The sequence below is a fragment of the Bradyrhizobium icense genome, assembly GCF_001693385.1.
GTDB classification, from domain to species: Bacteria; Pseudomonadota; Alphaproteobacteria; order Rhizobiales; family Xanthobacteraceae; genus Bradyrhizobium; species Bradyrhizobium icense.
Genome location: NZ_CP016428.1, coordinates 689,313 through 713,679, shown reverse-complemented (window position 1 = coordinate 713,679; position 24,367 = coordinate 689,313). Strand labels below are relative to the sequence as shown.

Annotated in this window: 17 protein-coding genes; 13 read left to right on the top strand and 4 right to left on the bottom strand. The window is 55.3% G+C overall.

Annotated elements, in window-relative coordinates:
* The first annotated feature begins 635 nt into the window (after positions 1 to 635).
* Together LMTR13_RS03375 and LMTR13_RS03370 are read left to right on the top strand one after the other, a co-directional pair.
* Positions 636 to 1,613 carry a tripartite tricarboxylate transporter substrate binding protein gene (locus tag LMTR13_RS03375; RefSeq protein ID WP_065726672.1) on the top strand — a complete coding sequence of 326 codons (978 nt, stop codon included), beginning with the start codon at positions 636 to 638 and terminating at the stop codon, positions 1,611 to 1,613.
* A 205-nt stretch (positions 1,614 to 1,818) separates the two neighbouring features.
* Entirely contained in the window at positions 1,819 to 2,169 is a 351-nt protein-coding gene (locus LMTR13_RS03370; RefSeq protein WP_065726671.1) for a nuclear transport factor 2 family protein, read from the top strand.
* A gap of 156 nt (positions 2,170 to 2,325) precedes the next feature.
* Here LMTR13_RS03370 and LMTR13_RS03365 read toward each other — a convergent pair whose 3' ends face one another.
* Complete coding sequence (locus tag LMTR13_RS03365) at positions 2,326 to 2,889, bottom strand: hypothetical protein (protein WP_065726670.1); 564 nt, start codon at positions 2,887 to 2,889, stop codon at positions 2,326 to 2,328.
* A gap of 81 nt (positions 2,890 to 2,970) precedes the next feature.
* On the opposite strand from LMTR13_RS03365, the gene LMTR13_RS03360 reads away from it, so the two are divergent.
* The 11 genes from LMTR13_RS03360 to LMTR13_RS03315 all read left to right on the top strand — a co-directional run bounded on the left by LMTR13_RS03360 (position 2,971) and on the right by LMTR13_RS03315 (position 21,408).
* Positions 2,971 to 3,738, top strand: a complete 768-nt coding sequence (locus LMTR13_RS03360; protein ID WP_065726669.1) for a hypothetical protein — start codon at positions 2,971 to 2,973, stop codon at positions 3,736 to 3,738.
* 213 nt (positions 3,739 to 3,951) lie between these two features.
* Positions 3,952 to 4,608: a hypothetical protein gene (locus LMTR13_RS03355; RefSeq protein WP_156795417.1), complete on the top strand. Its 657-nt coding sequence runs from the start codon at positions 3,952 to 3,954 to the stop codon at positions 4,606 to 4,608.
* Positions 4,609 to 4,710: 102 nt separating this feature from the next.
* Positions 4,711 to 11,844 (top strand): SpvB/TcaC N-terminal domain-containing protein, encoded by a 7,134-nt coding sequence (locus LMTR13_RS03350; RefSeq protein WP_156795416.1) that lies wholly within the window; start codon positions 4,711 to 4,713, stop codon positions 11,842 to 11,844.
* A 2-nt stretch (positions 11,845 to 11,846) separates the two neighbouring features.
* Positions 11,847 to 12,389 (top strand): hypothetical protein, encoded by a 543-nt coding sequence (locus tag LMTR13_RS03345; protein ID WP_156795415.1) that lies wholly within the window; start codon positions 11,847 to 11,849, stop codon positions 12,387 to 12,389.
* Between the two features lie 15 nt (positions 12,390 to 12,404).
* A complete protein-coding gene (locus tag LMTR13_RS03340) occupies positions 12,405 to 12,830 on the top strand; it encodes a hypothetical protein (RefSeq protein ID WP_065726665.1) in 426 nt (141 codons plus the stop codon).
* An 800-nt stretch (positions 12,831 to 13,630) separates the two neighbouring features.
* Positions 13,631 to 15,541, top strand: coding sequence for a recombinase family protein (locus LMTR13_RS03335; protein ID WP_156795414.1), 1,911 nt, complete (start codon positions 13,631 to 13,633; stop codon positions 15,539 to 15,541).
* Positions 15,542 to 15,655: 114 nt separating this feature from the next.
* Positions 15,656 to 17,005 (top strand): RHS repeat-associated core domain-containing protein, encoded by a 1,350-nt coding sequence (locus LMTR13_RS38625; RefSeq protein ID WP_197520989.1) that lies wholly within the window; start codon positions 15,656 to 15,658, stop codon positions 17,003 to 17,005.
* A gap of 40 nt (positions 17,006 to 17,045) precedes the next feature.
* A complete protein-coding gene (locus LMTR13_RS03330) occupies positions 17,046 to 17,807 on the top strand; it encodes a hypothetical protein (RefSeq protein ID WP_065726663.1) in 762 nt (253 codons plus the stop codon).
* 485 nt (positions 17,808 to 18,292) lie between these two features.
* Positions 18,293 to 18,781 (top strand): hypothetical protein, encoded by a 489-nt coding sequence (locus LMTR13_RS03325; protein ID WP_156795413.1) that lies wholly within the window; start codon positions 18,293 to 18,295, stop codon positions 18,779 to 18,781.
* Positions 18,782 to 19,253: 472 nt separating this feature from the next.
* Positions 19,254 to 20,288 (top strand): hypothetical protein, encoded by a 1,035-nt coding sequence (locus LMTR13_RS03320; protein ID WP_065726661.1) that lies wholly within the window; start codon positions 19,254 to 19,256, stop codon positions 20,286 to 20,288.
* Positions 20,289 to 20,697: 409 nt separating this feature from the next.
* Complete coding sequence (locus tag LMTR13_RS03315; RefSeq protein WP_065726660.1) at positions 20,698 to 21,408, top strand: hypothetical protein; 711 nt, start codon at positions 20,698 to 20,700, stop codon at positions 21,406 to 21,408.
* Between the two features lie 422 nt (positions 21,409 to 21,830).
* Here the strand turns inward: LMTR13_RS03315 and tnpC are convergent, their stop codons facing one another.
* The 3 genes from tnpC to tnpA form a co-directional block, all read right to left on the bottom strand.
* Positions 21,831 to 23,468, bottom strand: a complete 1,638-nt coding sequence (tnpC, locus tag LMTR13_RS03310; RefSeq protein ID WP_065726659.1) for an IS66 family transposase — start codon at positions 23,466 to 23,468, stop codon at positions 21,831 to 21,833.
* A gap of 70 nt (positions 23,469 to 23,538) precedes the next feature.
* Positions 23,539 to 23,886 carry an IS66 family insertion sequence element accessory protein TnpB gene (gene tnpB / locus LMTR13_RS03305; protein WP_065726658.1) on the bottom strand — a complete coding sequence of 116 codons (348 nt, stop codon included), beginning with the start codon at positions 23,884 to 23,886 and terminating at the stop codon, positions 23,539 to 23,541.
* Between the two features lie 37 nt (positions 23,887 to 23,923).
* Positions 23,924 to 24,286, bottom strand: coding sequence for an IS66-like element accessory protein TnpA (gene tnpA, locus LMTR13_RS38620; protein WP_236843272.1), 363 nt, complete (start codon positions 24,284 to 24,286; stop codon positions 23,924 to 23,926).
* Between the last annotated feature and the right edge of the window lie 81 nt (positions 24,287 to 24,367).

Sequence of the window (24,367 nt, the reverse complement as noted above, 5' to 3'; positions counted from 1 at the left end):
CCAAGCCTGCATCTTTGTCCCGCAATCACAATGTCGCTTTCAAAAGCGAAGCGTGCGATCCAAATCGCGCAGGCGCGGGTAACTTGTAATCGATAGCTCAGCAAGTAGCCTGCATGAATAAGACTATATTCGGGATCGGCACGCCAAAAGCCGGGCGTCGCTTCGCTCGTCCGGACGACGCTTGCTTGGAGGCGGTATGACACCTTGGACCGCAAGCCTCGTCGCAGTCTTGCTGGTGACCTTTCCTGCCGTTGCGAGCGGGCAGGTGAACTGCGCGGCGATACCTCATGGACCGGCACGCACAGATTGCTACCTCGGCCTAAGTCAGTTCTATCGTGCGCAATCGAACCTTGCCGCGGCCAGAGCGCTCGCGCAATCAGACGCCGCGTGGTATCGGGCAATTACCGGAACAGACCCTCCGAAACATAGACCGCGTCGGCGACGATAGAGCTCAGCAAGTAGCCGCATCAGCCAACGGGTCGCGCGAACGCGCACTCCGTTTGGCTCATGCGGCTATGCTTGCTGTTCGCTGTTCTTCGCCAAGCCGAACAGATACAAGCGATGCGCGTAAATCGTCGGTCGCGCTGCCGAGGTGGCGGGCGACCGCCCAACAATAAGAAAAAGGGTGGAATGTCATGCGTGGTAAGGTCGTCGCACTGGTTGCAGCAGCAGTCGGAATCGTGGCTTGCGGACCAGCTTGGGCGGGATGGCCAGACGACAAGCCGATCGAAGTGGTCATTGGTTTTGCTCCCGGTGGCGGGACCGACGTCATGGCGCGCAAGCTCCTGCCGTTCGTCGAGCAGAGATTGGGCGGAAAGGCCAAATTCGTTGTGCTGAACAAGCCTGGCGCCGGTGGAGAGATCGCGTTTGCCGCGATTGCCCGTGGCGCGCCGGATGCTTACTCGATCGGCGTGGTCAATGTGCCCGGCTATAATTTCATCCCGATGACGCGAAAGACCCAGTACAGCACGGATGAAATCCGGCTGGTCGCGCGCGTGGTCGACGATCCCAGCGTGATCGTGGTGCCTGCGGAGAGTAAGCTTACAAGCCTTGCGGAGGTTCTGGCTGCGCTGCGCAGCAAGCCGGGTTCGGTAACAATCGGCCATAATGGTGCGGGCACGAACGGACATCTGGCGATCCGCATGCTGGCGAATGCTGCCAAGGTCGAGCCCAACGAGATTTCCTATCGCGGAACGGCCGCGCAAAGGACCGATCTTCTGGGCGGCCATTTGCAGGTTGGAATGGTCAGCCTCAGCGAACTCCCCGAGCTTCACGGCACCAACAAGGGACCACTCCGCGCGATTGCAATTCTGTCGAAGCAGCGCTCGCCGTCACTCCCCGACGTTCCGACGGCAGAGGAAGCAGGCATCCCGATCACGATGACCGCGGAACGCGGCTTCGCCGTACCAAAGGCCGTTTCGGACGAGATCGCCAAAAAGCTCGAAGCCGCCATTGCGGAGGGCCTGCGCGATCCCGAATACATCAAGAGCTCGCCCGGCGACGCCCCGGTTCTCGCGTTCATGCCAGGCGCAGAATGGCAAAAGCGACTCGACGACATGAACCAAGCCCTGCGGCCGTTCGCGGAAGAGATGAAGGCGCAGGAGCAGAAGTGAAAACGCGCCTCGGTGACGGTGCACTTAATCCAGTGATTCAGCAAGTAACCCCGCATGAGCGAAGCGATATGCGGGAATCGGCGCCAACCACAGCTCAAATGTCGCTTGGCTCATCGAGGCCACGCTGGTGCCTCGCAGGGTCGTGCAGTACACATCATTGACAAGATCTCAAGATATGTAGCGAGAGCACGAGTGGAGGGTTGTCATGAGCACCGCCGAGGTCGCCAAGCAGTTCACCGCCGCACTCAAAGCTGGCAAGTTCGACGAGGCGGAGCGCTACTGGTCGGACGACGTCGTGAGCTACGAGGCCCAGGACGGGCCCATGCGCGAGGTCCGCGGCCGCACGGCGGTGCACAGCAAGGGCGAATGGTGGACCGCCAATCATGACGTGCACAGCTTCGAAGCCGAGGGGCCCTATCTGAACGGCGATTGTTTCGCCCTCCACTTCAAAATCAACGTGACGCCGAAGGCGACCGGCCAGCGCACGCAGATGGACGAAATCGGCCTCTACACGGTCAAGGACGGCAAGATCGTCGAGGAGCGGTTCTTTTATTGATCGCTTCGAGAGTAGTAATGGTGCCCAGGGGCGGACCATAACAGATTTCGTAACCACTTGAAATAACGTGCCTTTTCGAATCAGTCGACAACCGCCTACCCAGACTTCTACCCAATCGACGTTGGCCATGGCGAACCATGGACAGGGCCCCGGCTCCTATCGTCTGAGATCTGGCGGCTTCTCGTTCCACGCTTGCGGCCGGCTGATCTTTTTCATCGTCGGCATGTTCGCCGGTCGCTCGGGATATGAGAACTCCTCGCCGAGCAACCAGCGCCCTTGGAATCGATCCCACGCCATCATGGCATCAAGCTGCTGCCCGAACTGGTAGACGCACCACAGGCCATCCCTGCGGATTTTCTCGCCGGTTGCGTCGAAAGGGATGCCGTTGAACCGGCAGAGCGCGTTGATCTCGTCCCAGTTGGATCGGACGTAGCTGTCCTCGAAAGCGACGTGAAACGGCCGTGCCATACTCCAACGATAGTTGCCCGGTCCTCGCGCGTAGAAGCCGCGCCGCTGCATCATGAACTCGGGAATACGCGAGATGGCTTTGGCTATCCTTCTTGCCTCGTCGGAGGTCAGCTTGCCGTGCCCAAACGTCCATTTCTGGAGGTCGTCCCGGCAATGGACGGTCGCCACCACAAGTCCATTGGCGTCCTTCACCACGAAGCAATCGGGGTGAGGCCGGTCCACGGTCCAAGGCGGCGGGAAGCGACGGGCCATGAGAACAAATAGCGAACATGCTATTCAGGAGTCAATTGTGGCGTGCGAGTTTCTCTGCCGCTAGGCTCGCAGAGGGGAATCATGGCGAACTCACCACTTGGCGTAATCAAAATCCCTGTGGACGGAGCATGGGATATTGAGGACCTGCGCGACCTGTCCGAGAGTCTCTCCGAAACCTACGGGCTTTTTTACCCACTCGTGGCAGCCGACGAGGATACCCGCGAACGTCTGCAGGATCTCGTCCGTAAACACTTTTGGTCAGGCGACATCGAAAGCCGTCACTTCGGACGGCGTCTCTACAAGGCCATACCAGAAGAAGATTCCTTGAAACTCAAATCCTTCCGCTATGCCTCCCCCGGGTTGATGGAACTAAGCGGCGTGCTCATGCTCCTGCTGCTGTTGTCGCGCGTAGCTCGATCTTGGATCGCCACGGGGAGTGCCGGAATCGACCTTTGGAAGAAGGTCGATGACTTCTTCAAGAAGCGTAAGCAGCTTCAAAGGCCTAAGAAAAAGTTTGAGATGAGTGACGAGCTTGCCGATCACTCCGACGACGCCAGGGAACTCGTGTTTGAGGTCGGCAAGATGCTTGGCTTCGATAACGCTTCGTGTGTGAAGCTCATAAACGTCGTAGGCAACCCGATCTCGGCCTTAAAATTTCTGGTCGCGGCAGCCAACGAAGCGCGAAAACTTGCGGACTTACAAAAGACCGGGTTGCTCGTATTACCACAATCGGATGCACCCATCTCCATTCAGGGTCCGGAGACGGCGACACAAAGAACGCGGGAGGGGATTCCGGTCGAACGCAGGCGGCGCCGCAGAAAGACAGAAGATGAGGACGAGCCAACATAAAGGACTCGGAATCTTTCGACTAAAGCAAAATAAGCCACCGGGATGTTTTGAGAAGCTCGGCTTTCTGGCCAGCACCGAAGAGTGTGGCCAGTTGATAGAAGGTTGGGAATGTCCGGAATAAAGGTGCGGAAGTAGCAGAGCCTGTGCAGATTGTGTGACGACGCCTCATGGCTGCCCACGCAACGAGCAATGGCGGACCGATTGGAGAGAGTAGTGCATACCAGGCCGACTTCTTACAGAATCGACCGGACTGTCGAGGATGAGATCGCGTATTTGCGTTATCAGATACGTCGATTTAGCGAGTTGCGCGGGATCTACAATTGTCGCATCCCGCCTTCGTTGGTGGACCAGGTGGAGACAGGGAGGTTCTTCACTGAGGATGAACTAAGAAATGCAGTTGTAAGCGACGCCGAGCCGGGCAGCTCGATGGACGAACTACGCAGCGAGTGGGCTTCGCAGGCGCAAGAGCTGTTCGAGGCTTTCTTCGCTCGCATGAAACGCCATCCCACGTACTTTCTCAAAGTACACGTCACAAAGTATGGTCCGGGCGGCTCGTATCATCCCACCGGCCTTCCCGGACATCCGGGACGGTTCATATCAATTAAAGACCCGAAGATCGCCAGGTCACACTGGACCTTCAATCAGACGATTGTGCACGAGACGATTGAGCTTCTCATTCACGATAAGGTTGGCGAGAGAAAGACGCCGCACGACGAGAAGGAGGCGATAGTCGATAAATTCTGCAGCTGTAACGAACTGCAGGCTGTGTATGGACCATATCCAAAGCAAAGCAGCTTTGCCGGATCTTTGCCCGATGATTGGCAGTCATACATTACGTGGTTGCCTGGTGAGGCTCCGAGTTGGAACTAGATCATCTGGTCTAGGTTGCCACGCCACGGTCGCTGACTATCCACAGTAAGCTCCCGAGCAAGCAACCAGGCAAGTTGCACACATGCTATTGTGCAGGAGTTGTTGAATAACTCTCTCTTTGTGAAGAATTTTCGCTGGAACATCGGGTCAGTTCAATCGAAAGCAATTTCGCTTTTTGTTTTTGCGTCGCTGCTTCTCGCGCCGACGCATCAAGCGTTCGCTGCGTTTGGCAGTGGTTCGCCAACAGTCCCGAATTCCAATGTGTATTCCGATCAGACCGAGATCCCGAAAATCGACGGATCGACAGGTGCGTTTACGCAACGAATATCGCTCGACATTCCACCGGGTCGCAATGGTCTGCAGCCCGATGTATCGCTCGATTACAGCAGTCAACGCACTGAGGATGGGATTGTAGGCTACGGCTGGTCACTTTCAGTACCTTACATTCAGCGTTTGAATAAAACTGGTAGTCAGAATCTCTACGGCAATAGCCCTTATTTTATGTCATCAACTGACGGGGAGCTTGCGTCTGCGACAACATCGCCCGTTATTTCGCCAACCGTCATGGATTCCTTGAATCTCACGCAGCATTCAGGCACGGCATCGTCCGATTCGTTCACATACACAGTGCCTTCCGGTGGCTCCAATAAGCTTCTCCTCGTTATCGTGCGACAGAACGACTACGACCTCCCGACTGCTACGCAAAATGGCGTGAGTCTCGCTACATTCACGCAATTTAATGGCACGTCGGGCCAGGGTGGATGGTTTTACTCCTATCTTGCGACGCCAACATCAGGCACGTTCCAGATCACCTTCACGGGTACGCGCGTATACGATCTTGTCGTTATGACACTACAAGATGCGGCACAGACATCGCCGATCGATACGTCTGCTGTCACGACGACCTCCGGAGTGTCCACCAAAACCACATCGACAACGACTACGCAGGGGAATGATCTCCTTATATCAATGGGAGCGCACGTAGGTGGTGCGTTCACATCGTATGGGACGAACGAGACACAGATTACCAATTATGGCGTCACGAATTTCGGCGACTATATTGGCGGCTCATGGAAAACGGCCGCTTCTTCGTCAGGGTCGGAATCGACGACAGGTAACGCGAGTGGAAGCGGCTGGTTTGATTGGGCCTTACTCGCGGTCAAATCTGCACAAGCTACGTCACATACGTCGCAATATCTTGCGAAGGTCGATGATGGGTCCTTCAATTCCTATTCGTTTGCTTCCACAACGAATACATGGACGGTGTACGACAAGAAGGGAACAAAATATACGTACGGCTCCAGCGATTCTGGCCGCATGTACGACACGAGCACCGGCACATCCACGCCGACGTACCGCTGGATGCTTCAGGAAGTCCGCGACACCAACGGCAATTACATTACGTACACATACAACAGAGACAACAACGTCCTCTATCCGTTCAAAATTACGTATACCGGCAACGGTTCGACCGACGGTACATCTACAGTCACGTTCGCGACAAGTACGCGCGCGGACATGCGCGTCAGCTATGCTTCCGGATTTGCAGCGACCACGACAAAAGTCATTTCTCAGATTACTGCAGCCGTGAACGGTGCGACGGTCCGTCAGTACGATCTGACGTACAGCACCGGACACAACGGATATCGCTCGCTTCTGAGCGCGGTTCAGCAAAAAGGCTACGATGAAAATAATAATCTCACGACATTACCGGCAACGACGTTCGGCTACGTGAGTTCGACGACGCAATACTACGCACCGGGCGTTAGAACGATCGAAAGCTCTGCGTATGCGGTTGCCGACACGAACGGCGATGCAATCAATGACATAAATGTCTTTTCGGGAGGAGCAGGTAACGGCAACCTCTTTCTTGGCGGCGGTATCAATGCCATAAGCGTTCCGAGCGCGAGCCTACCTCCTCCTGAATATTGGGCAGACATAGTAACCGTATACTCTCCTCTTGAGCGCGGCGTCCGCTATATCGATATCAATGGCGACGGAAAAGCGGACGCGATTCGCGGGTGGGTCGACGACCAGGCTGGCAATTCTGATTTCGCAATCTATACCAACCAGTACGCGACGTCGACCAATTCCTATAGCTGGACAGCCACATCAACGAATTACACCGGCTCAATTCCTACGTTCGCAAAACGGACGAGCGCAGGACTCATTCTCACGGGCGGTCTCTTCGGTGATGTCAACGGCGACGGACTGCCGGATTACGTAACCTCTCTCCCCGGTACGTTTGCGACCACGACTTACCTCGGCAATGGAAGCGCGTTTGACGCCACGACGACCGTATTTGCTGCGGCAAAAAGTTTCCCGACGACAGTACCTACCGAGACGGCATCGCAGCTCGTCGACATCAACGGCGACGGGCTCGACGACTGGGTCTACTCGAGCAGCACCAACATGTACGTGCTTCTCAATAACGGAACCGGTTGGACAACAACTCCTGATCCCCGCTGGACCTTCGCAACGTCGACTTTGTATCTCGGCACTACGTCTCCCACGACCTACTACGATCGCGGTATCCGCTTCATGGATTTGAATGGCGATGGATTGCCGGATCTGGTGCGCGCGTACAAAAACACGACGGGCTGCTCGGGCGAAGCCGCCGACGTAAAAGCCGTCTATCTCAATACGGGAAGCGGGTGGGCGACGAGCACCGCGTATACGCTGCCTGCATACATTGCGAGCTGCAGTGCGGGCGCAATGGTGTTCAATGAATACGCGAATTTCAACGGCAACGGACAGTTGCAGCAGGATATACTATCGACGGTAAGAAATCCTAGGGGCGGCGTGACATCGGTGGTGTATAAACCATCCGCATCAGTTACCGACAATCCGGGCGCGGCGGTAAGCGTGCTCGTGGCAAGCAAGATCGGTACCGATGACGGCAGGGGCAACTACGCCACGACCTCGTACGCGTATACAGGCGGCGTATGGTATTCGACAAGCACTCGCGATCGACGGTTCGCCGGTTTTTCACCGGTGACAGTTACAAATCCTGACTCAATCACCACAACGCATTTTGTACAGGATGCTATAGCGAAAATGGGGCGCCCATTTCGCAAAGAGGTATCCGATCTCTCAGGCAATCTCAAGCAGCGCACGTTGTATCGCTGGGACACGGTAGCGCACGGGGACAGCACATTCGTAGGTCTTGGGCGGCAAGTGGTACAGGATTTCGGGAGTGACGGGTCTCACAGAGATAAAGCGACCGACTATCAGTACTCCTCGACCACCAACGATCTGCTTAAAACGATTGAGTATGGCGAGGTAACGAGCGGCACTGATACGGCATTTACCGATATCACAGGCGATACGCGAACGACCAATATCTCATACGTCGCGAGCAGTTCGGTCAATATGAGTTTGCCGATACAGAAGACAGTCCTTAACAACAATTCGGCCACGAGTTCCGATCAGAGGTTCTATTACGACTCGCTTGCGTTCGGAGAGGTAAGTCTCGGCAATCTGACGAAACAAGAAGATTGGATCAGTGGTACCACGTACGCGAGCTCGACGAAGACGTACAATTCGTACGGCCTTGTTGCCACTTCGACCGACCGCAATGGCAATGCCACTTCGTACGTGTACGACGCGTACAATCTTTTCACCGCAACGACGACCAATGCGTTGCTGCAGAAAACGCACGCGTATTTCAATTATTCCAACGGAAAAGTGAAGCGATCGATCGATCCCAACAACCGCCTTTCACAGAGTCTTTACGACGGTCTTGGCCGTGTCACGGAAGTCGCACAATCCGATACGTCGAGCCCGACTTCGTATGCGACAACCAGCGCATTTACCTACACGAATGGCCTCGCGGTACATCGCACTGACTATTTGAATTCTGCTACGACCACGGAGGCTCATGAATATTACGACGGTCTCGGCCGTCTCATCCAGACTCGTAAATCTTCCCCGACTGCTGGCATCTATTCGGTCACTGACCGCGTGTACGACGTGATGGGACGATTGGCATCCACATCGCTTCCATATTTCTCCTCAGGAAGCGCCTCGACGAGCCCGTCGACAAACTCTGCTCTTTATACGAACTATACGTATGATCCGCTTCAGCGTGTCACGCGAATATCAAATGCGGTCGGCGACACGACGAATACGTACTACCAGTGGAAGACATCAACTGTCGATCCCAATAGTCATCTCAAAGACCTGATCGTCGACGCCTTCGGTAATCTCGTAACCGTCGTCGAGTACAACTCAAGCGCCGCTTCAACAACGTATGCGTATGACTCGCTCAACAATCTCGCGACGACTACCGACGCTTCGGGTAACGTGCGTGGTTTCGTCTACGACGGTCTCGGCAGGCGCGTAAGCGCGCAGGATTTGCACGCAACGAGCGACAGCACTTTTGGTATCTGGTCGTACTCATACGATCATCAAGGAAATCTTATATCGCAGATCGACCCGAAGAGTCAGGTGGTCAACCGTACGTACGATGCACTCAATCGCATGCTCACGGAAGACTACACTGGCGGCACCGGTACCGAAGTCACGCTCACATACGATAGCTGTACCAACGGAATCGGCTATCTGTGCGTCGCTTCTTCGACCTCTGCCCGCACGACAAATTCATACGACATTCTTGGCCGCATCTCTGTCGCTACGACGACGATCCAGAATGTCAGCTATGCGATGTCATATGCCTACGATCGGCAGGGAAATATGACGACGGCGACATATCCCAATGGTAGCCGGACTCAATACGCGTACAACACGGCCGGTCTCACGAATCGCATTGAACGCAAGCCATCAGGTGGATCATTTAGCGACATCATCAGTAATTACGACTACGCTCCGCATGGGCAAGTCCAGAATGTATTCTTCGGCAATAATGCGTCGACGACATATTCCTATGACCCGAGCGCGATCTATCGCCTCACTGGTCTGCAAACGAAGAGTAACGGCACAGATCTCCAACAGTTTGCATACATATACGATGCCGCCGGCAACATTACTCAAATCGCCAACACAGCGACAAGTTCGATAGCTGCCGCGACGAGCACCTATTCATATGACGCCCTGAATCGTCTTGTTTCCGCAGTCATGCTCTCTGCGACCTCGTCTCCGTATTCGCAATATTACTCATACGATGCGCTTGGCAACATGCTCTCTCTCAGTACGGCATTGTCTTCCGCTCCTGGCAGTGCTCCCTCTATTCTCGACACCCTCCCGATCACGCTTCATCAAGTGACGGGCGCGACATCCGATTCCTTCTCATACACCGTCCCCTCCGGTTCCAATAAAGTCCTACTCGTCTTCGTCTCCAAAGGCGGAGACAAACCTTCGATGTCACAAAACGGCGTGTCCATACCCGCAAACCAGATTGCAAGTAATTTCAACGGTTCGAATTGCGACGGCACACACTCGGCAGGAGAGTACTTCGCCTGGCTCGCAGCTCCTACGTCGGGGACATTCTCCATCAACTGGAGTGTAGCTGGCTCTGCTGCATACGCAGTATTTACCGTAGATTCAGCAGCTCAGGCATATCCCATCATCGACGCAGCTACCTGTCGGGGTATACTCTCCACCAATCACACGATTTCCGCATCAGTCACCGCGACAAGCTCCAACACCCTCCTTCTCAGCTGGTCCAACATGAGCACTGGCGGCGGCGGGCCATCGTCGCATGGAGCGGGGCAGACGGAATTTATCAACAACTCCTCCGGACCTTCGTACATAGTCTATGGAAGCTATGTCGTCGGCTCGTCCACGACCAACACGCTCCAGGGAATGACGGAGAGCTACACCGGCTCTTTGAATCAGAATCTGGATATGCAACTCGTTGCCGTGACGCCGGCAGCTGCGGGCACCGGGACGACGACCAGCAATGTGTTCACCTATGCTGGCGATTCCAACCCACACGCTGTGACGCAGATAGCAAACGGGGTCAGCAGTTCAACTTTCGCATACGACAATAACGGCAATTTGACGCAGAAAACGAGCGACGGAATAACCACATCATATATTTACGATTACGCAAATCGGCTGACGGCTCTCGGTGTGGCCGGCCAAGGAACCACAACGTACGCGTATTCGGCCTTCGGTGAACGTGTTCTCCAGACAGGCACCTCGACAGTTTGGATTTATCCGAGCAAGTTTTATTCGGTCGCTTCATCTACTGGCAGCGGCGCAGCATACGCCACGACGACCGAGTACGTGTTCTCTGGCGATACACTTGTCTCGACAACCGATCAGCAACTTGCGGGCGGCGTAGCGACCGGAACCCCCGCTACCCGCTACATCCACCCTGACCACCTCGGTTCCACGAATGTGGTGACAGACGAAGACGGAGCCGTGATCGAAACGTTGGATTATTTCCCTTACGGTTCGACGCGAGTAAGCACAGGGATCGGTGCGAGCGCCCGCAAATACATCGGTCAATTTTATGATCAGAACACAAATTTGAATTATTTCAATGCTCGCTACTATGACGCGAACATAGGGCAATTCATTTCACACGACCCCGTCTTTCTGGCCATCGGTGACGCGAACAAGCTGAAGCAGCTGACTGGCCTAGACCAACAAACATTCCTTTCCGATCCGCAGCTCGCGAACTCAACGAGCTATGCGAGAGGCAATCCGATCAGGAATAAAGATCCTGAAGGCAAGTTCATCAACATTGTTGCTGGCGCAATTATCGGTGATTTCGTCGGCGTAGCATCGCAACTTTATAACGACGTATCGACGGGACGCTCAAGCAGCGTTACTGAATATATTGCTGCCGGGTTAGGCGGCGCTGCGAATGGCGCTGTAATAGCGTCTGGCGGTTACTGGTATGGACCAGTGGGCGGATTAGTAGGCGGTGGTGTTCAGTCGGCGGTATCGCAGACTGGAAGTATTACAAACGGGTCAAGAAATAACTTTTCGTTCGGTGAGGTTGTTGGTTCCGGACTATCTCAAGCGCCGTTCGGTCTAATACCTGGTCTCAGGGTTCCTGGAATTACTGCGGGTCGGAATAACTTTGAAGCAATTGGAAAGAATGTTTTCACGCGATACGACAATGGGTCTATCAATTCCATAAGTATGTCTACCGCAGGGAAAGTCTTTGTTGGCAATCAAGTCCAAAATGCTCCGCAGAATGCCGCTCAGGCATACATGTCTGTTCCTGCTAATACACAATCGCTAATCACGGGTCTTTCAAATCTTGTCTCTGCTTTGCAGTCGTTTGCGCGGTCTTTATCAGCCTCGTCGAATAAAAAGTAGGTATGAATGAAACAGTTAGAAATTATCTTTGGTGGGTCGCGGCAATCGGTCTATTGATCGTCCCGCCAATTCTAGTTCGCACACAACCGGGAGGAGCCATTCGAGTTGTTGCGTATCTTGTTCTTATAGCAGCAGTGTTTGTCCTCTGCTTGTATTTGGGATTGAGGAGGGGCCCAATTGTCGCCAACTTGCCAATCGCAAAAACTCTCAAGACGGATCAGAGTAGAAAAATCGCTGAAGCAATCTTCAGAGGAGTTCCGTTCATTATTGCGATTGTCGTTTTTGTCGTTCTGGTCGAGATAATACCATCAGTAATTTCATACGCATTTGATCCTTCATCTGCAAAGGTCGAAATTCACAAGATAGCCCATGTCAATTCAGCTGCAATGCCAGGTGCGTTCTACATTCGAATGGGGATACACACCGACGACAACCAAGATTTGTCCTACTGGTACCCGGATCAAATTCTGCAAACGGGCGGCACGTACTCCTTTACGCTACTGCCAAATAGCGACTTTGTGTTGAAGGCACAGCTAATCGAGTAAGCCATCGAAGCACGTATGACCCCCGAACAACTAGCTGAACTCAAGACCGATGCGATCCTCCGAGCGAGACTGGCCAAACTGATGGCGCGGGACTGCTTTCGCAACACGATGTTGGAAGATTTTCACGCTGGGAAAGTGCCCAGTTCGCAAACAGGCGATTATTCTGACGTGAAGGTGGTCACGCCGTACGGAGAAATCCAGTGGAACAGGCTTTCCCGGCTCAGCGACGCAGAGATGAAGGCCCTAATGATGGATGTCGTAGATCACTGTTACGACTTCCTCATGGAACTGTGCAGTCCGGACGGACGAGAGATCATTGAAAAAATCAAGCACTGCGACGAGCTGCCCGCATGGAACGAGCCCGAGCCAGTGATCCTCAGAGAGTTGCCCTCGCTTCGTCAGGCAGCCTCAGGAACGACTGGCGGCTCCTCGTCCTGTTGACGCCTCGGCTGCGCATTTAGCCACCGCGCGCCGCGGCTTACCCCTGTATACACCCCTAGACAATCCCTAGAGACACCCCTTCACACCGTGTCCATATCAATGCTGTAGGGGATGGCGAACGGAATAGCCAACCATCTCAAGCGATTGACTGCTTCGCGCTCAACATCATTTCCACCACGACGTTGTTTGGTTTTGCTTGTTGTTTCTTTTTTCTTCGATCTACGATCGGTGACCCAGTGGGCCGGACCCGATGAACGGGTTGTTCTTAGTAGTTGGATTGGTTCTGGCGAACCCAGGGAACCCCCTGCCCGTCGTCCGGCAGAGCCGGCCGCCAGGCAGGGGTGGGTGCAAATCCCCACACTGGAAGGCCCTACACCCTTCCCCCGCGTTTTTCACTAATATGTAACGACGCTTTGGCCGCTAATAGGTTTCCCCGAGCTGTGGGAGGGGGAAGGACGGCAACGATGCGAGAGTTGATCGTTACTGGCTTGGGCAAACGGAGCGAAACGTTGCTGCTCCCGAAAACAGTGACGCAACGAGCGCGCTGCACATCGCTCTACTTGTCGCACCGCAGACGAGTTGAGACCGGCGCAGAATTTTAGCAATTCTTGTTTTTGGACTTCGCGCGGCCATTTTTTGTTTTCGAGTTCCGGCATCTGTCCGTCCACAATCACGAAAATATCTTTAGGTGCGCGCTGTGCTCCGCCCCGCTCACTGTCTCTCCTAGCCTGCACATGGTGACCGTATTCAACGCAGAGGTTGTGGTCTAGGTGGTGTGTCCCCAAAACCGGAGGACGCAATTGAAATTGCCCGACGACACTGAACCAAGTTTAGTTGTCCCCACTTCCGATTCGACAGTCGGGGCACTTTCTGGAATCGATTCAAGATATATGGCGCTTGACACTGGTAGCGAGTCCAACGCGGATCATTCCCGAGTTCTTGCAGCGAACCGCGAGTCAATTGTAACGTCGAAGAGTATGAAAAGAGCCGCGCTCTATGCGCGCGTGAGTACGGAGACGCAACAAAAAGAGAGAACGATCGAGAGCCAACTGTTTGAACTCAAGAAGCAGATCGTCGCGGCCGGTCACATGCTCGTCAAGGAGTACACCGACGATGGGTACAGCGGCAAATATCTCGACCGACCCGCGCTAGACGAACTCCGCACCGCCCTCAAAGCGGACACCTTCGATGTCGTCTATTTCCACGCGGTGGATCGCATCGCACGTGAACCGATCCATCAGAACATAATTGTCGGCGAACTGCTGAAGCACAAGAAGCGGATAATCATCAGTGGGAAAGATTACGAAGAAAATCCCGAGAATAGGTTTACGCTGGATGTGCTCGGGGCTGTCGCAAAATTCGAGAGGGCGAAGATACTTGAACGCACGCGACGCGGCGCGTTGCACCGACTGCGGTCAGGGCAGCTAACCAGCCACGGCCAAAAAACCTATGGATACACGTACGTGAGAAAAACGCCGACCCAGCCGTGCGCGCTCGTCATCAATGAAGATCAAGCGGCGGTCGTCCGATCTATTTTCGAGATGTTCGCAAGTGGTCGATACGGGCTCAACGCCATCACGCGCTTTCTGGAAAAGAGCGGCGCTCCGACCTACAAAGGGAAAGGGCTGTGGTACGCACAGAACGTCAGGTTCATGCTGCAAAATCCAACGTACGTCGGCACGCGGTACTTCAACAGATTAGCCAGCGTGAACGACGTATCGGGAGACGGCAAGCGACCAAAGGGTAACAAGCGCGTTTTGCGAGATCGCGAAGATTGGATTGCGGTCAAAGTTCCGGCCATAGTCTCGCAAGAGCTTTTTGACAAAGTGCAAGAGCGGCTGCGGATTGTCCGCGAGCGTTACCGCCAGCCCGCCGTGCCGCATCTTTTGGGCGGCCTTGTTCGATGCGTCGAGTGCGGGCGAATGTATTCATCGAGCCGCTTTTACGTACCGCGAGAGCACCCCTCAGGAAAGGTCTCGGTTTATCATCGAGCTGTGTACCGCTGTAATCGGCACTTAAACGACAATACACATGATCCGGCGCGGGTTAAGCCCTGTCGCAATTCAGTGATCGCAACCCACATCCTGGAAAACACGGTTGTGGACATAATCCGAGACGTGATGTTCGACGCGGGGAAGCTCGGGTGCTGCATCGAGGGCACCGACCGCGCTGATGATGGGAGCGCCGCACGGGAGCTTGCGCGGATCGCCGGAGAGACGAAGCGCTTGGACGAGGAGCGCCGTCAGAACATCGAGTTGTATGCGACGGAACAGAGGACGGCGACAGAGTATCTCAACGTCAATATCGCGCTTGATGAAGTACTGGATCGCCTCAAACGCGAGAAGGCCGACGCTGCCAGCACTTTACGCGAAGCGGCTGCGCGAGACGTTCTGGGCGCAAGTATTCGCCATTTCTGCGCAACGGCGCGGGTGCGGTTCGAGGAGTGCGCTGACTTCGACGCGAAAAGACGGTTCCTACGCGATCACATCGACAGGATAATGTTCAATCACGGCAAGATCGCGCTTGTCGGGTCTGTGCCACTAGGGAGCGTGGCGACGAAGGAGACGGAACTTCATTTTCGGATCGAGGGGGAGATCGACAGAGCTACAATCCGATCAAAGTCGTTGCGAAGGCTTTGGAGGGACGAACGGTCAACTTCATGGGTGCCGGGCACCCACGCCGAGGAGCCCTCGGACGAGCCCGCCGCGTAAAAAGAAACGTCTCAAAAACGCAAAGATGGGTGGCTCGACAGAGGCTTGATCTGGCTATCCCCAGCGCGAAGAAACGCCAGACATTGGCGAGTCGTGGAATCGTATACTTGGCTAGTGAGACGCCAAACAGGCACGACCTTAACAGCGGCGACGATCATACTTTCTAGCGGCCTCATTTCAGTATTGTGTTTTTCTCCGTTGGCTTTCGCGCAAGAAGCAAGTGAGGGCACGACTAGCGCCGAAGTGGCGAGCAGCTCACCTGAAACCACCCCGACGGCGTTGATATACTTTTTTGTCTCCGAAGGCGGCCAGATTTGGGGCGTGCTGCCGATTTATCTAAATGTTGCCGCTATCTGCACGACGCAGATCGCAACCTCTACCGACGCTGAAAATCCGGCAGAATCCCCACCTGACCCCGAATGTGGCCTCCTGGTGCTCAACTATGGCACGTCCACGCAAGTGGGTGATAGCGGAGAGGTCGCAGCTGGCAGCGGTGTAGCAACCACCAGCCCCGCTACTCGCTACATCCACCCTGACCACCTCGGTTCTACGAATATCGTTACAGATGAAGGCGGAGCCGTGATCGAAACGTTGGACTATTTCCCTTACGGTTTGACACGAGTAAGCACCGGCATTGATGCGAGTGCGAGAAAATATATTGGCCTTTTCAAAGACAGCTCTGACCTAATTTATGCAAATGCCCGCTACTACAACGCTAATGTAGCGCAGTTCATTTCGCAGGATCCGGTCTTTCTCGCCATCGGTGACGCGAAAAAACTTAACGAACTGACTGGTCTCGACCAACAAACGTTCCTTGCCGATCCGCAGGCAGCGCACTCGTACAGCTACGCGAGAAATAATCCGATCACAAACAAAGACCCCAAAGGACTGCAATTCGCCCCAGCGCTCGCCCCCATGGTGGGAATTGAGTTGCTGTCTGGGCCAGTAGGATGGGCAGCGCTCGGACTTACGACGGCACTTTATGCCGCTTATCTGCTTCACAGTCTCGGCGAACCAAACTGGCAAACTATGCAGTTAGTGAACGGTCAAGGTTACAACACTGATCCGAAACTCCCCCCAAAACCTCCAGGAGGGCCGTGGGGCTTCCTTGCGTGGACAAGTGCGATCACAGCAACCGGGATAGGAGCGTTCAATGAGTATGTCGGACCCCTCCTCCAACCAAACAACGGGCTCCAGCCACTGCACTGGCCTAACGGCAGCAATCCACCATTCTTTACAGGGGCGGGCCCCGTTGTCTCGCTACCTCCAATGGTTATCCAAAGCGGAACAACATATTACAGAAATTCGAGCGGACTACTCAGCACTACGCCGCAGCCTATTCAGCCTCAGGGAGGTACAAAGAACAGTTCATCCGGCGGCGGCGGTGGATCGCCTACTCAGACCTCCTCTAATAACGGAGGTTGGGGTAGCACTCACACCGCATGCGGCAAGCTGTGCATGTAATAACTCAAGTTATGAGCATTATTAGTAATCAGACATCGTTATGATCGAATTCATCACTAGCGCGCTGATGCTCCTCGGGGCCATTGGTGTGATAGTCCAACATTACCCACGGTGGAAGAAGTACCACGATCCTGAGGACAGATATTGGATTTATGCAGGCGTCCTAACAATACTGACCGTCATATATTTCTTTGTAACGAAGCATGTCATCACCATAACGCCGGAAAACGTGACCTTCCTAATTTGGTCGCGGCGAGTTCTGATTACGGTCGCTTTTTTGGCGTGGCTAGTCCTCGGCTACCGCCGGTACATCCTAAGAAACTGGCTCCGAGTTATGACCCCCGACCAACTGGCCGAACTCAAGGACAATGCGACCCTCCGAAAGCGGAACGGCGTTACGATCTACAAGGCAAATAAACTTGTCGGGCTGCCGGCTCTGCTTATTCCCGCACTCTTGGTAATTCCCGTTCTGAACGCGGAAGTTCCTCTGGAAAATCGGTTAATAGGGCTCGGGATATTCCTGGTCATCACGGTTGCGATAGTAGTGGTGCCATTCGGTGCGCGCCTGGAGGTCGGCGACAATCATGTCGCCACCTACCTTTTTGGTTTCAGTACCATGCCGAAGATCTACCGGTCGGATATTCAGGTGATTGTTTATAGAAATCTCTTCCACGGTGGGCTTGGTGCTGGAAAGGGTATCAGCTTCCGCGCTTTGATCAGAGGACGCAGCAAAGCCTATAGCATTGGTGAAGCCATGTACGGCAAGGAGGCAATTACCCACGCAAGACGCGTGCTGTCGTAATGTCTCGCCGCTTTGTATGACCCCGAACAACTCGCTGAACTCAAGACCGATGCGATCCTCCGAAAGCGACTAGCCAAGAGGATGGCGCACGATTGCTTTCGCAGTACCAAGAAGTTGGAAGACGTGCACGCGGCGGGCAAAATAGGCGAAGGGGACATGAAAGCCCTGATCATCGACGCCGTGGGACTACTCCTTACCAATCGACAGCGTAGGACTACCGCGAGATGTCATTCACGAGGTCAAGAAGGATATTGGGTTGCCCATCGTTTCCATCACCGATGGGAAGGAAGGAATGTCTCGGCCGTCATCTTGCATCGGGACGAAGCTGAAAGCGATGAACGCAACTGATGTGATCGCCGCACTTGTTGGATTTGCAATTCGTGGCTTTGTTTTGCGGAGTGTGAATTAGCTCACCTATGGCCGCTAAAAAGTACGGCATTCTCGCGCCGTTTCATCGGGGATGTTGGTCAAGGAGGAGGAGCGACATGAAAGCCTTCGCCAGCTTTTTCGCCCGCGCCGCATTAACCGCCGGCCTCGCAGGGTTTTTCGCGCCCGCTGCTCTGGCGGCCCAGGGGCAGAGCTTTCCGGGCGTGACTTGTACTTGCAAGGGATGTGCGAGTGGTGGGGGAGACCTCACCGGGGATTGCGCTAGCGTGTGCAAAGATAAGACAGTGTATTCGAAGGGATCGGAACCCCATGATTACTGCAAAGCGTCCGCGACGATGACGGGAAACGAATTGCTCGGCGGACTGACGATCGCAGGAATAACAGTCGAGCAACTTGCGAGCTTTTCACAGGTCGACCCGTCGATCATCAAAGAGATGATAGCCCGGGGCAGTCATCCCGTGGGCGCCGCAGGCGAGACGGTGGACAAGGTCATTCAGGCCCTGGGGGTCAACGGCGGCGTTGAGATTACTGAGGATAGTGTTCGCCTGGAGAGGAAGCCGCGCCGGAAATGTCCCGATCGATGTTGAAATAGATGGGCGGCGTTGCTCACCTTGAGCCGGTAGGCCACCGGCGCAAATGCGCAATATTCAACGACCACGGAATATGTCTGGAATGGTGACAGCCTGGTCGCAACTGTCGATCAGCAATTGGCGAGTGGTGTTGCAACAGGCCCCCCGCCAGCCGATGCCATGCCACCGGGGACGCCATTACCGCGCTTTAGGACGGCTGGGGGCCACAAATCGGCCCGCTCGGCCGTGCGCGCAGTCACGCAGGCGCGCCAACTGTGCCGCGCCAGTGTTTTTTGATCTCACAAAGGCGTAGAATATCAGACCTACCTTGGGAAAAATAGACCCGAGCGAGGTGTGGAGGGAAGACGGTGGTGGTTCTCACATCATAGGATAGGACCACCGTACCAGCCTCCTTGATAGGCTCACGCCGTCGCTCGCTGCTTCCTCCTCGGACAATGGTTCAGGATGGTTATGGCTGAATGACCGCAGAATGACCCAGCATCGAACCCCGGTGCGTGTTTCGGCCGCCGAATGGCTTAAGGCACACTTTGAAATTCCAAAGTGGGGCGCTCTGGCCATGCTTGGCAGTGGGCTCGTGCTTATGGCTTCAGGTTTCGGTGCACCGGTCTCGTTGCAACAGGATTTCCCGTGGATCATCATCGATGCTAGCGCTCAATTGCGTCCCACTAATTGGTTTGTGGTTGTCGGTGGCGCGGCCGTTTCAGTGATTGCAGCGTTGCTGATGGTCCCCATGTTCTCCAATCCAACTGACGGCGAGCGCCCGCCGAAACCTCCACTCACACCACCGGTCGTTCGTCTGATCAGTCCTGAGATTGTCGAAGAGGAGAGTGTCTCCGCGATGGTCGAGCGCTACGGGTACAAGTGGCCTAAGACAGTTATCGAGTGGCCTCCGTCTTGCTCGGAGTTGCAAGCAGCCATCAAGAAGGGCCAAATGCTATTCGACCATGCTGACGTTTCGGTGCTCGGTGCCGACCATTTCAAGACTAATGCCGGAATGGCTCTAGAGAGATTACCAAAGCGAAGAGAGTGGGCGGAGACGCTTCTCCCAAGTCTCGTTGCACGAGTTGTCCATTTTGAAGATCATTACCGCAGATTGGCCATTAGAAACTATCTTATCCTCGCCAATTTCGAAGTTCACTTTGAGTTAGCTCGTTTATCCAGTTGGCTTGGCCTTCGCGAGGCTTCGATTGAAGTTCCTGATGCCTGGAAACCTTATCAATGCCCTGACCGTGAAGCGCACCTGAAGCGTCTTCTCAACGGCTCATCCTCCAAAGAGATCGTGAATGCGAGGCTGCGGGTAGTAGGTGGGAAGTATATCCCAAACGTGGGGCACTACTTTAATGTTCCGAAATCGCTTGCAATGGGTTCCCGCCCTCAAAGGGCCGACAAGGAGGACATCTGTCGCTGGTTGATCCCCCAATTTCATTACCAATTGAGTGCTCAGCTGCCAGAGATCGACCGATACGACGAACGGTGGGGCTTCGACAAGATCAGCGGCGAGTGAAGTTGCGGAACGCTGGCGGTGACGGTGTCGAGTTCGCCGACCGCTCTAGGATGTATTGCGGAAGAGGCATGCCCACAGCAATTTGCAACGGGCGGCGACTTCCGTGAAGTGATGGCTCGCGATCGGCGGCAGGCAGGAGATAGGCGCGCATCGAGCCTGATCGATGCGCACCGATGTTTGAGGGACGCGCAGTGCGCAACGCACGCCGAATGTAAATCCACATCCGCATGGCACCTGAGGGAGGCGGAGGCCTAGCCACAGCAATCGCCAGCTGCGGCATGGCGGCACTCCGTGACGTTGCGCCCCGCCCCTTTGTGGTTGTATATTCTCCTTTTAGCATCGGAAAGTGCTGCAACGAGATTGACATTCGCCAGATTGCCCGAACGCGACGATCATCGGAGCCATTGCCATGAATGTCTCACGAGTTTCCGCCAGACTTGGCTTAATCTCTCTCGGGTTAGGAATTCTGCTCTCTTTTGCAAACCTGGCGCTCTTGTATTTTGGTTTTCAAAAGAGCAGCTTAGACGTGACGGCGCTCAGGCTGGAAATACAAAAGACAGAGCCAACCTTCTTTGTGCAGTATTACTTAATAAGTACGTCAAATCCTTTCTTTGAAGCGCCCAATACAAACAATCCGCTTTTGACCGCGCAAACAGTCCTTAATAAGGATGGTAAGTTCCATTTCGTGGATGTGGCGCAGCTGCAAGCAAGCGACAAAGCCGCTGCGGCCTGGTTTTTGTACTTCTCCAGAACACGTGGGCGCGATGTTCGGAACGTGAAGGTGGTGTTTCATGTTTTCGAAAACAGCGCAGGTCCTTATTTCGATGATTGGGAAAAGCGAGCCGCTCGTCCAAACGACGCGAATGAAGAGGATAGAAAGTATAAAGTCGTAGTCGTCGAAGTTGGCGCACCAAAACTAGACGAGGGATTTCGTATTCCGATTGCAAAAGCCGTTTTCGTTAACGATCAAATCCCATTCCAGTTTGAGGGCACCCTCGCCGTGCCACAAAAACTTCTATACACGGACAGCTTTGACAACGAAGTAAAGGAATTCAATGTTCGAAGAATGTTAGATGGGGCAATCCAGAATCGACTTTTCCATTTTTATACCAGGGCGTGAGTGTGTAACCATTAGTGTGGTACGGGGAGCCTCGCTACCGTTTGTTCAGTTTGTTCAAATCCCCACAGTTCAGCGTGAAGTACGATCTCGCTCGGGTACAATTCCCTTAATGTGGTCGTCCATGTATGCAGAGATGAGGCGGTACCCATATGCAGGGATCAACACTTCTAACCCGCACGCAGTGACGCAGATAGCGAACGGGGATCAGCACAACATCGATTCACGTTCTGGGGTGGGGTAATCCAAGCACACCTTTCTACAAATTCTTATACACGGGATTTGTGATCACTCTCGGGATTGTCCTCCTCGTATTTGCATTCACAGCCTTTGTTGGGCCGACTTTCAGCTCTGCCGCATCATCACTTTACGTGCCCGATTGAGAAAGTGTGTAAGCATCCGGTGAAGACCGCGTAGCGGTCCACTCAGGCTGCCTTTTCGACTCGCTTGTTTTGGTCGCGCCAATTCCACGGAAGCAGTTCGTCGAGCCTTTGGACTGGATGCGCAGCGATGCGCGCCAGGACGTCGGCGAGCCAGGCTTGCGGATCCACGTCATTCATTTTGGCGGTGACGATAAGGCTGTACATCACCGCGGCACGGTCGCCGCCGCGATCGGAGCCACAGAACAGCCACGACTTCCGGCCCAGAGCGATGCCGCGCACGGCGCGTTCGGCGGCGTTGTTCGACAGGCAGATGCGGCCGTCGTCGAGGAAGCGGGTGAACGCGCTCCAGCGCTTGAGCATATAGTCCATCGCCTTGGCGACGTCGTTGCGACGTGAGAGCTTGGCGCGTTGCTCACGCATCCAGGTTTCCAAATCGGCGACCAGCGGCGCGCTCAGCTCCTGGCGGACGGCCCGGCGCCGTTCGGCACTCTGGCCGTTGATGCCTCGCTCAATCTCGAACAAGGCGTCGATCCGGCGGACTGCTTCCAGCGCCAGGGGCGAGATCACCGCGGGCTTTTTGCCCTGCACCTTGCGGCGCGCATTCTCCGCCAGATCAGCCATCACGAAGAACGGCCGTCGGGCGTGGACCCAGCACGCGGCTTCCAGGATCGGACCTGCGTTGCGGCCCGGTTCGTAAAGCCTGCCATAGCCGCCATAGGCATCGGCCTGGAAGATTCCGCTGTAGCTGGCCAGATGCGTCTGAGGATGTTCGCCGGCACGATCGCGTGAGTAGTAAAACACCGCCCCCGGCGGTTCTGGCCCGCCGAACGGCTTGTCGTCGCGGACATAGACCCAGATCCGGCCGGTGCTGGTCTTGCCCTTGGCCAGAACCGGCACCGTGGTGTCGTCGCCGTGCAGCCGCTCGGCGCTCAGCACATGGGCCTCGAGGCGCTGGAACAACGGCGTCAGCGCGACCGTACAGCTGCCGACCTGGTCGGCCAGGGTCGACAGGCTGATCGGCACGCCTTCCTTGGCATAGCGTTCGGCCTGCCGGTTCAGGGGCTGATGCTGGCCGAACTTCTCGAACAGCACCATCGCCAAAAGGCTGGGACCGGCCCAACCGCGAGCGATGACGTGGAACGGCGCCGGCGCCTGGCTGATCTTCTCGCAGTCCCGGCAGCTGAACTTCTCCCGGACGTGCTGGATCACCTTCCAGGATTTCGGGATCACCTCCAACGTCTCGGTGATGTCCTCGCCGAGCTTGGACAACCGCAAGCCACCGCAGCAGGCGCACGACGTCGGCCCTGATACGATCACGCGCTCGCGGGGCAGATGATCCGGGAATGGTTTGCGAGATGGCCGCTGGCGGGTGAACGACGCTACGGTGGTGGTGTTCGTGATCCTGGCCGCGGCCATTTCGGCGGCCAGTTCATCTTCGGTCGCTGAGGCCTCGAGCTCCTCCAGCGTCAGTTCAAGTTGGTCCAGCAGCCTTGCGGTACGCTCCGAGCGCGGGCCATAACGATCACGGTTCAGCTTTTCGATCTGCAGCTTCAGGTGAGCGATCAGCGCCTGGTCGTCGGATTGTTGGGCGCGAACGCTGGCGAGTTCGGCGCGCGTCGCAAGCAGCGCCGCATGCAGCGCCTCAATATCTTCCGGCAGCTTCTCGGGACTGTCACCCATGCCCTGATGGAATCACAAAAGCTGCGATTTGGCGCGGGTTTTTTGCAATCTCACGGGATTTTTGCGCAACCTATCCCGCGCTCTGCGGCCGCCAGCTGTGTTGAGGGTTGCGCCAGTCGATCGCCTCCAGCAAATAGCCCATCTGAGCTGCGGTCAGCGACACCACGCCGTCCACCGTCGCCGGCCAGATGAAGCGGCCACGGTCCAGCCGCTTGGCGTAGAGCGACAGTCCAACCCCGTCGTGCCAAAGCGCCTTGATCAGCGTGCCGGCGCGACCACGGAACACAAAGATGTCGCCGGCAAAAGGATCTCGCCCAAGGCCCTCCTGCACCAGCAACGCCAGGCCCTGCATGCCTTTGCGCATGTCAGTGTGACCAGTCGCGATCCAGATTCTCGCGCCTGCTGCGATCGGGATCATCGCTGCTCCAGAAGGTCCAACACTCGAGACAACGCGGTCATATCAACGCCGCGTCCACGATCACTCGACAAGCCTTGCCGACGACAATCTCCATGCGTCCGCTCGCCGGCGTCGCCAAAACGGTCGACCGCGCTGGAGGTGGGTCCGGCATCACCATCGCCGGCACAAAGCCGGGCTGAGGCTGTTCATTACCGCTCGCCCGGGTCCCAAACGATCGCCGCCAAGTCAACAGCAGCGAGCGCGAGATTCCATATCGCCGAGCTGTCGATGAGACGGCGCGCGGTGTCTGCAAACTCTCCAAAACGATCTTGAGCTTCTCATCATCGGTCCAGCGACGACGCCGACCAGTCTCAACAATCTCGAACCGTTCAATCTGAGCACTGCACTTATTGCTGTCCATAAGGACTGTTACACAGCACTCGACTTAACTCGACAAGGCGGCCGTCACCGGAGGGAGACGAAAGTGTTGACCACGCACTCT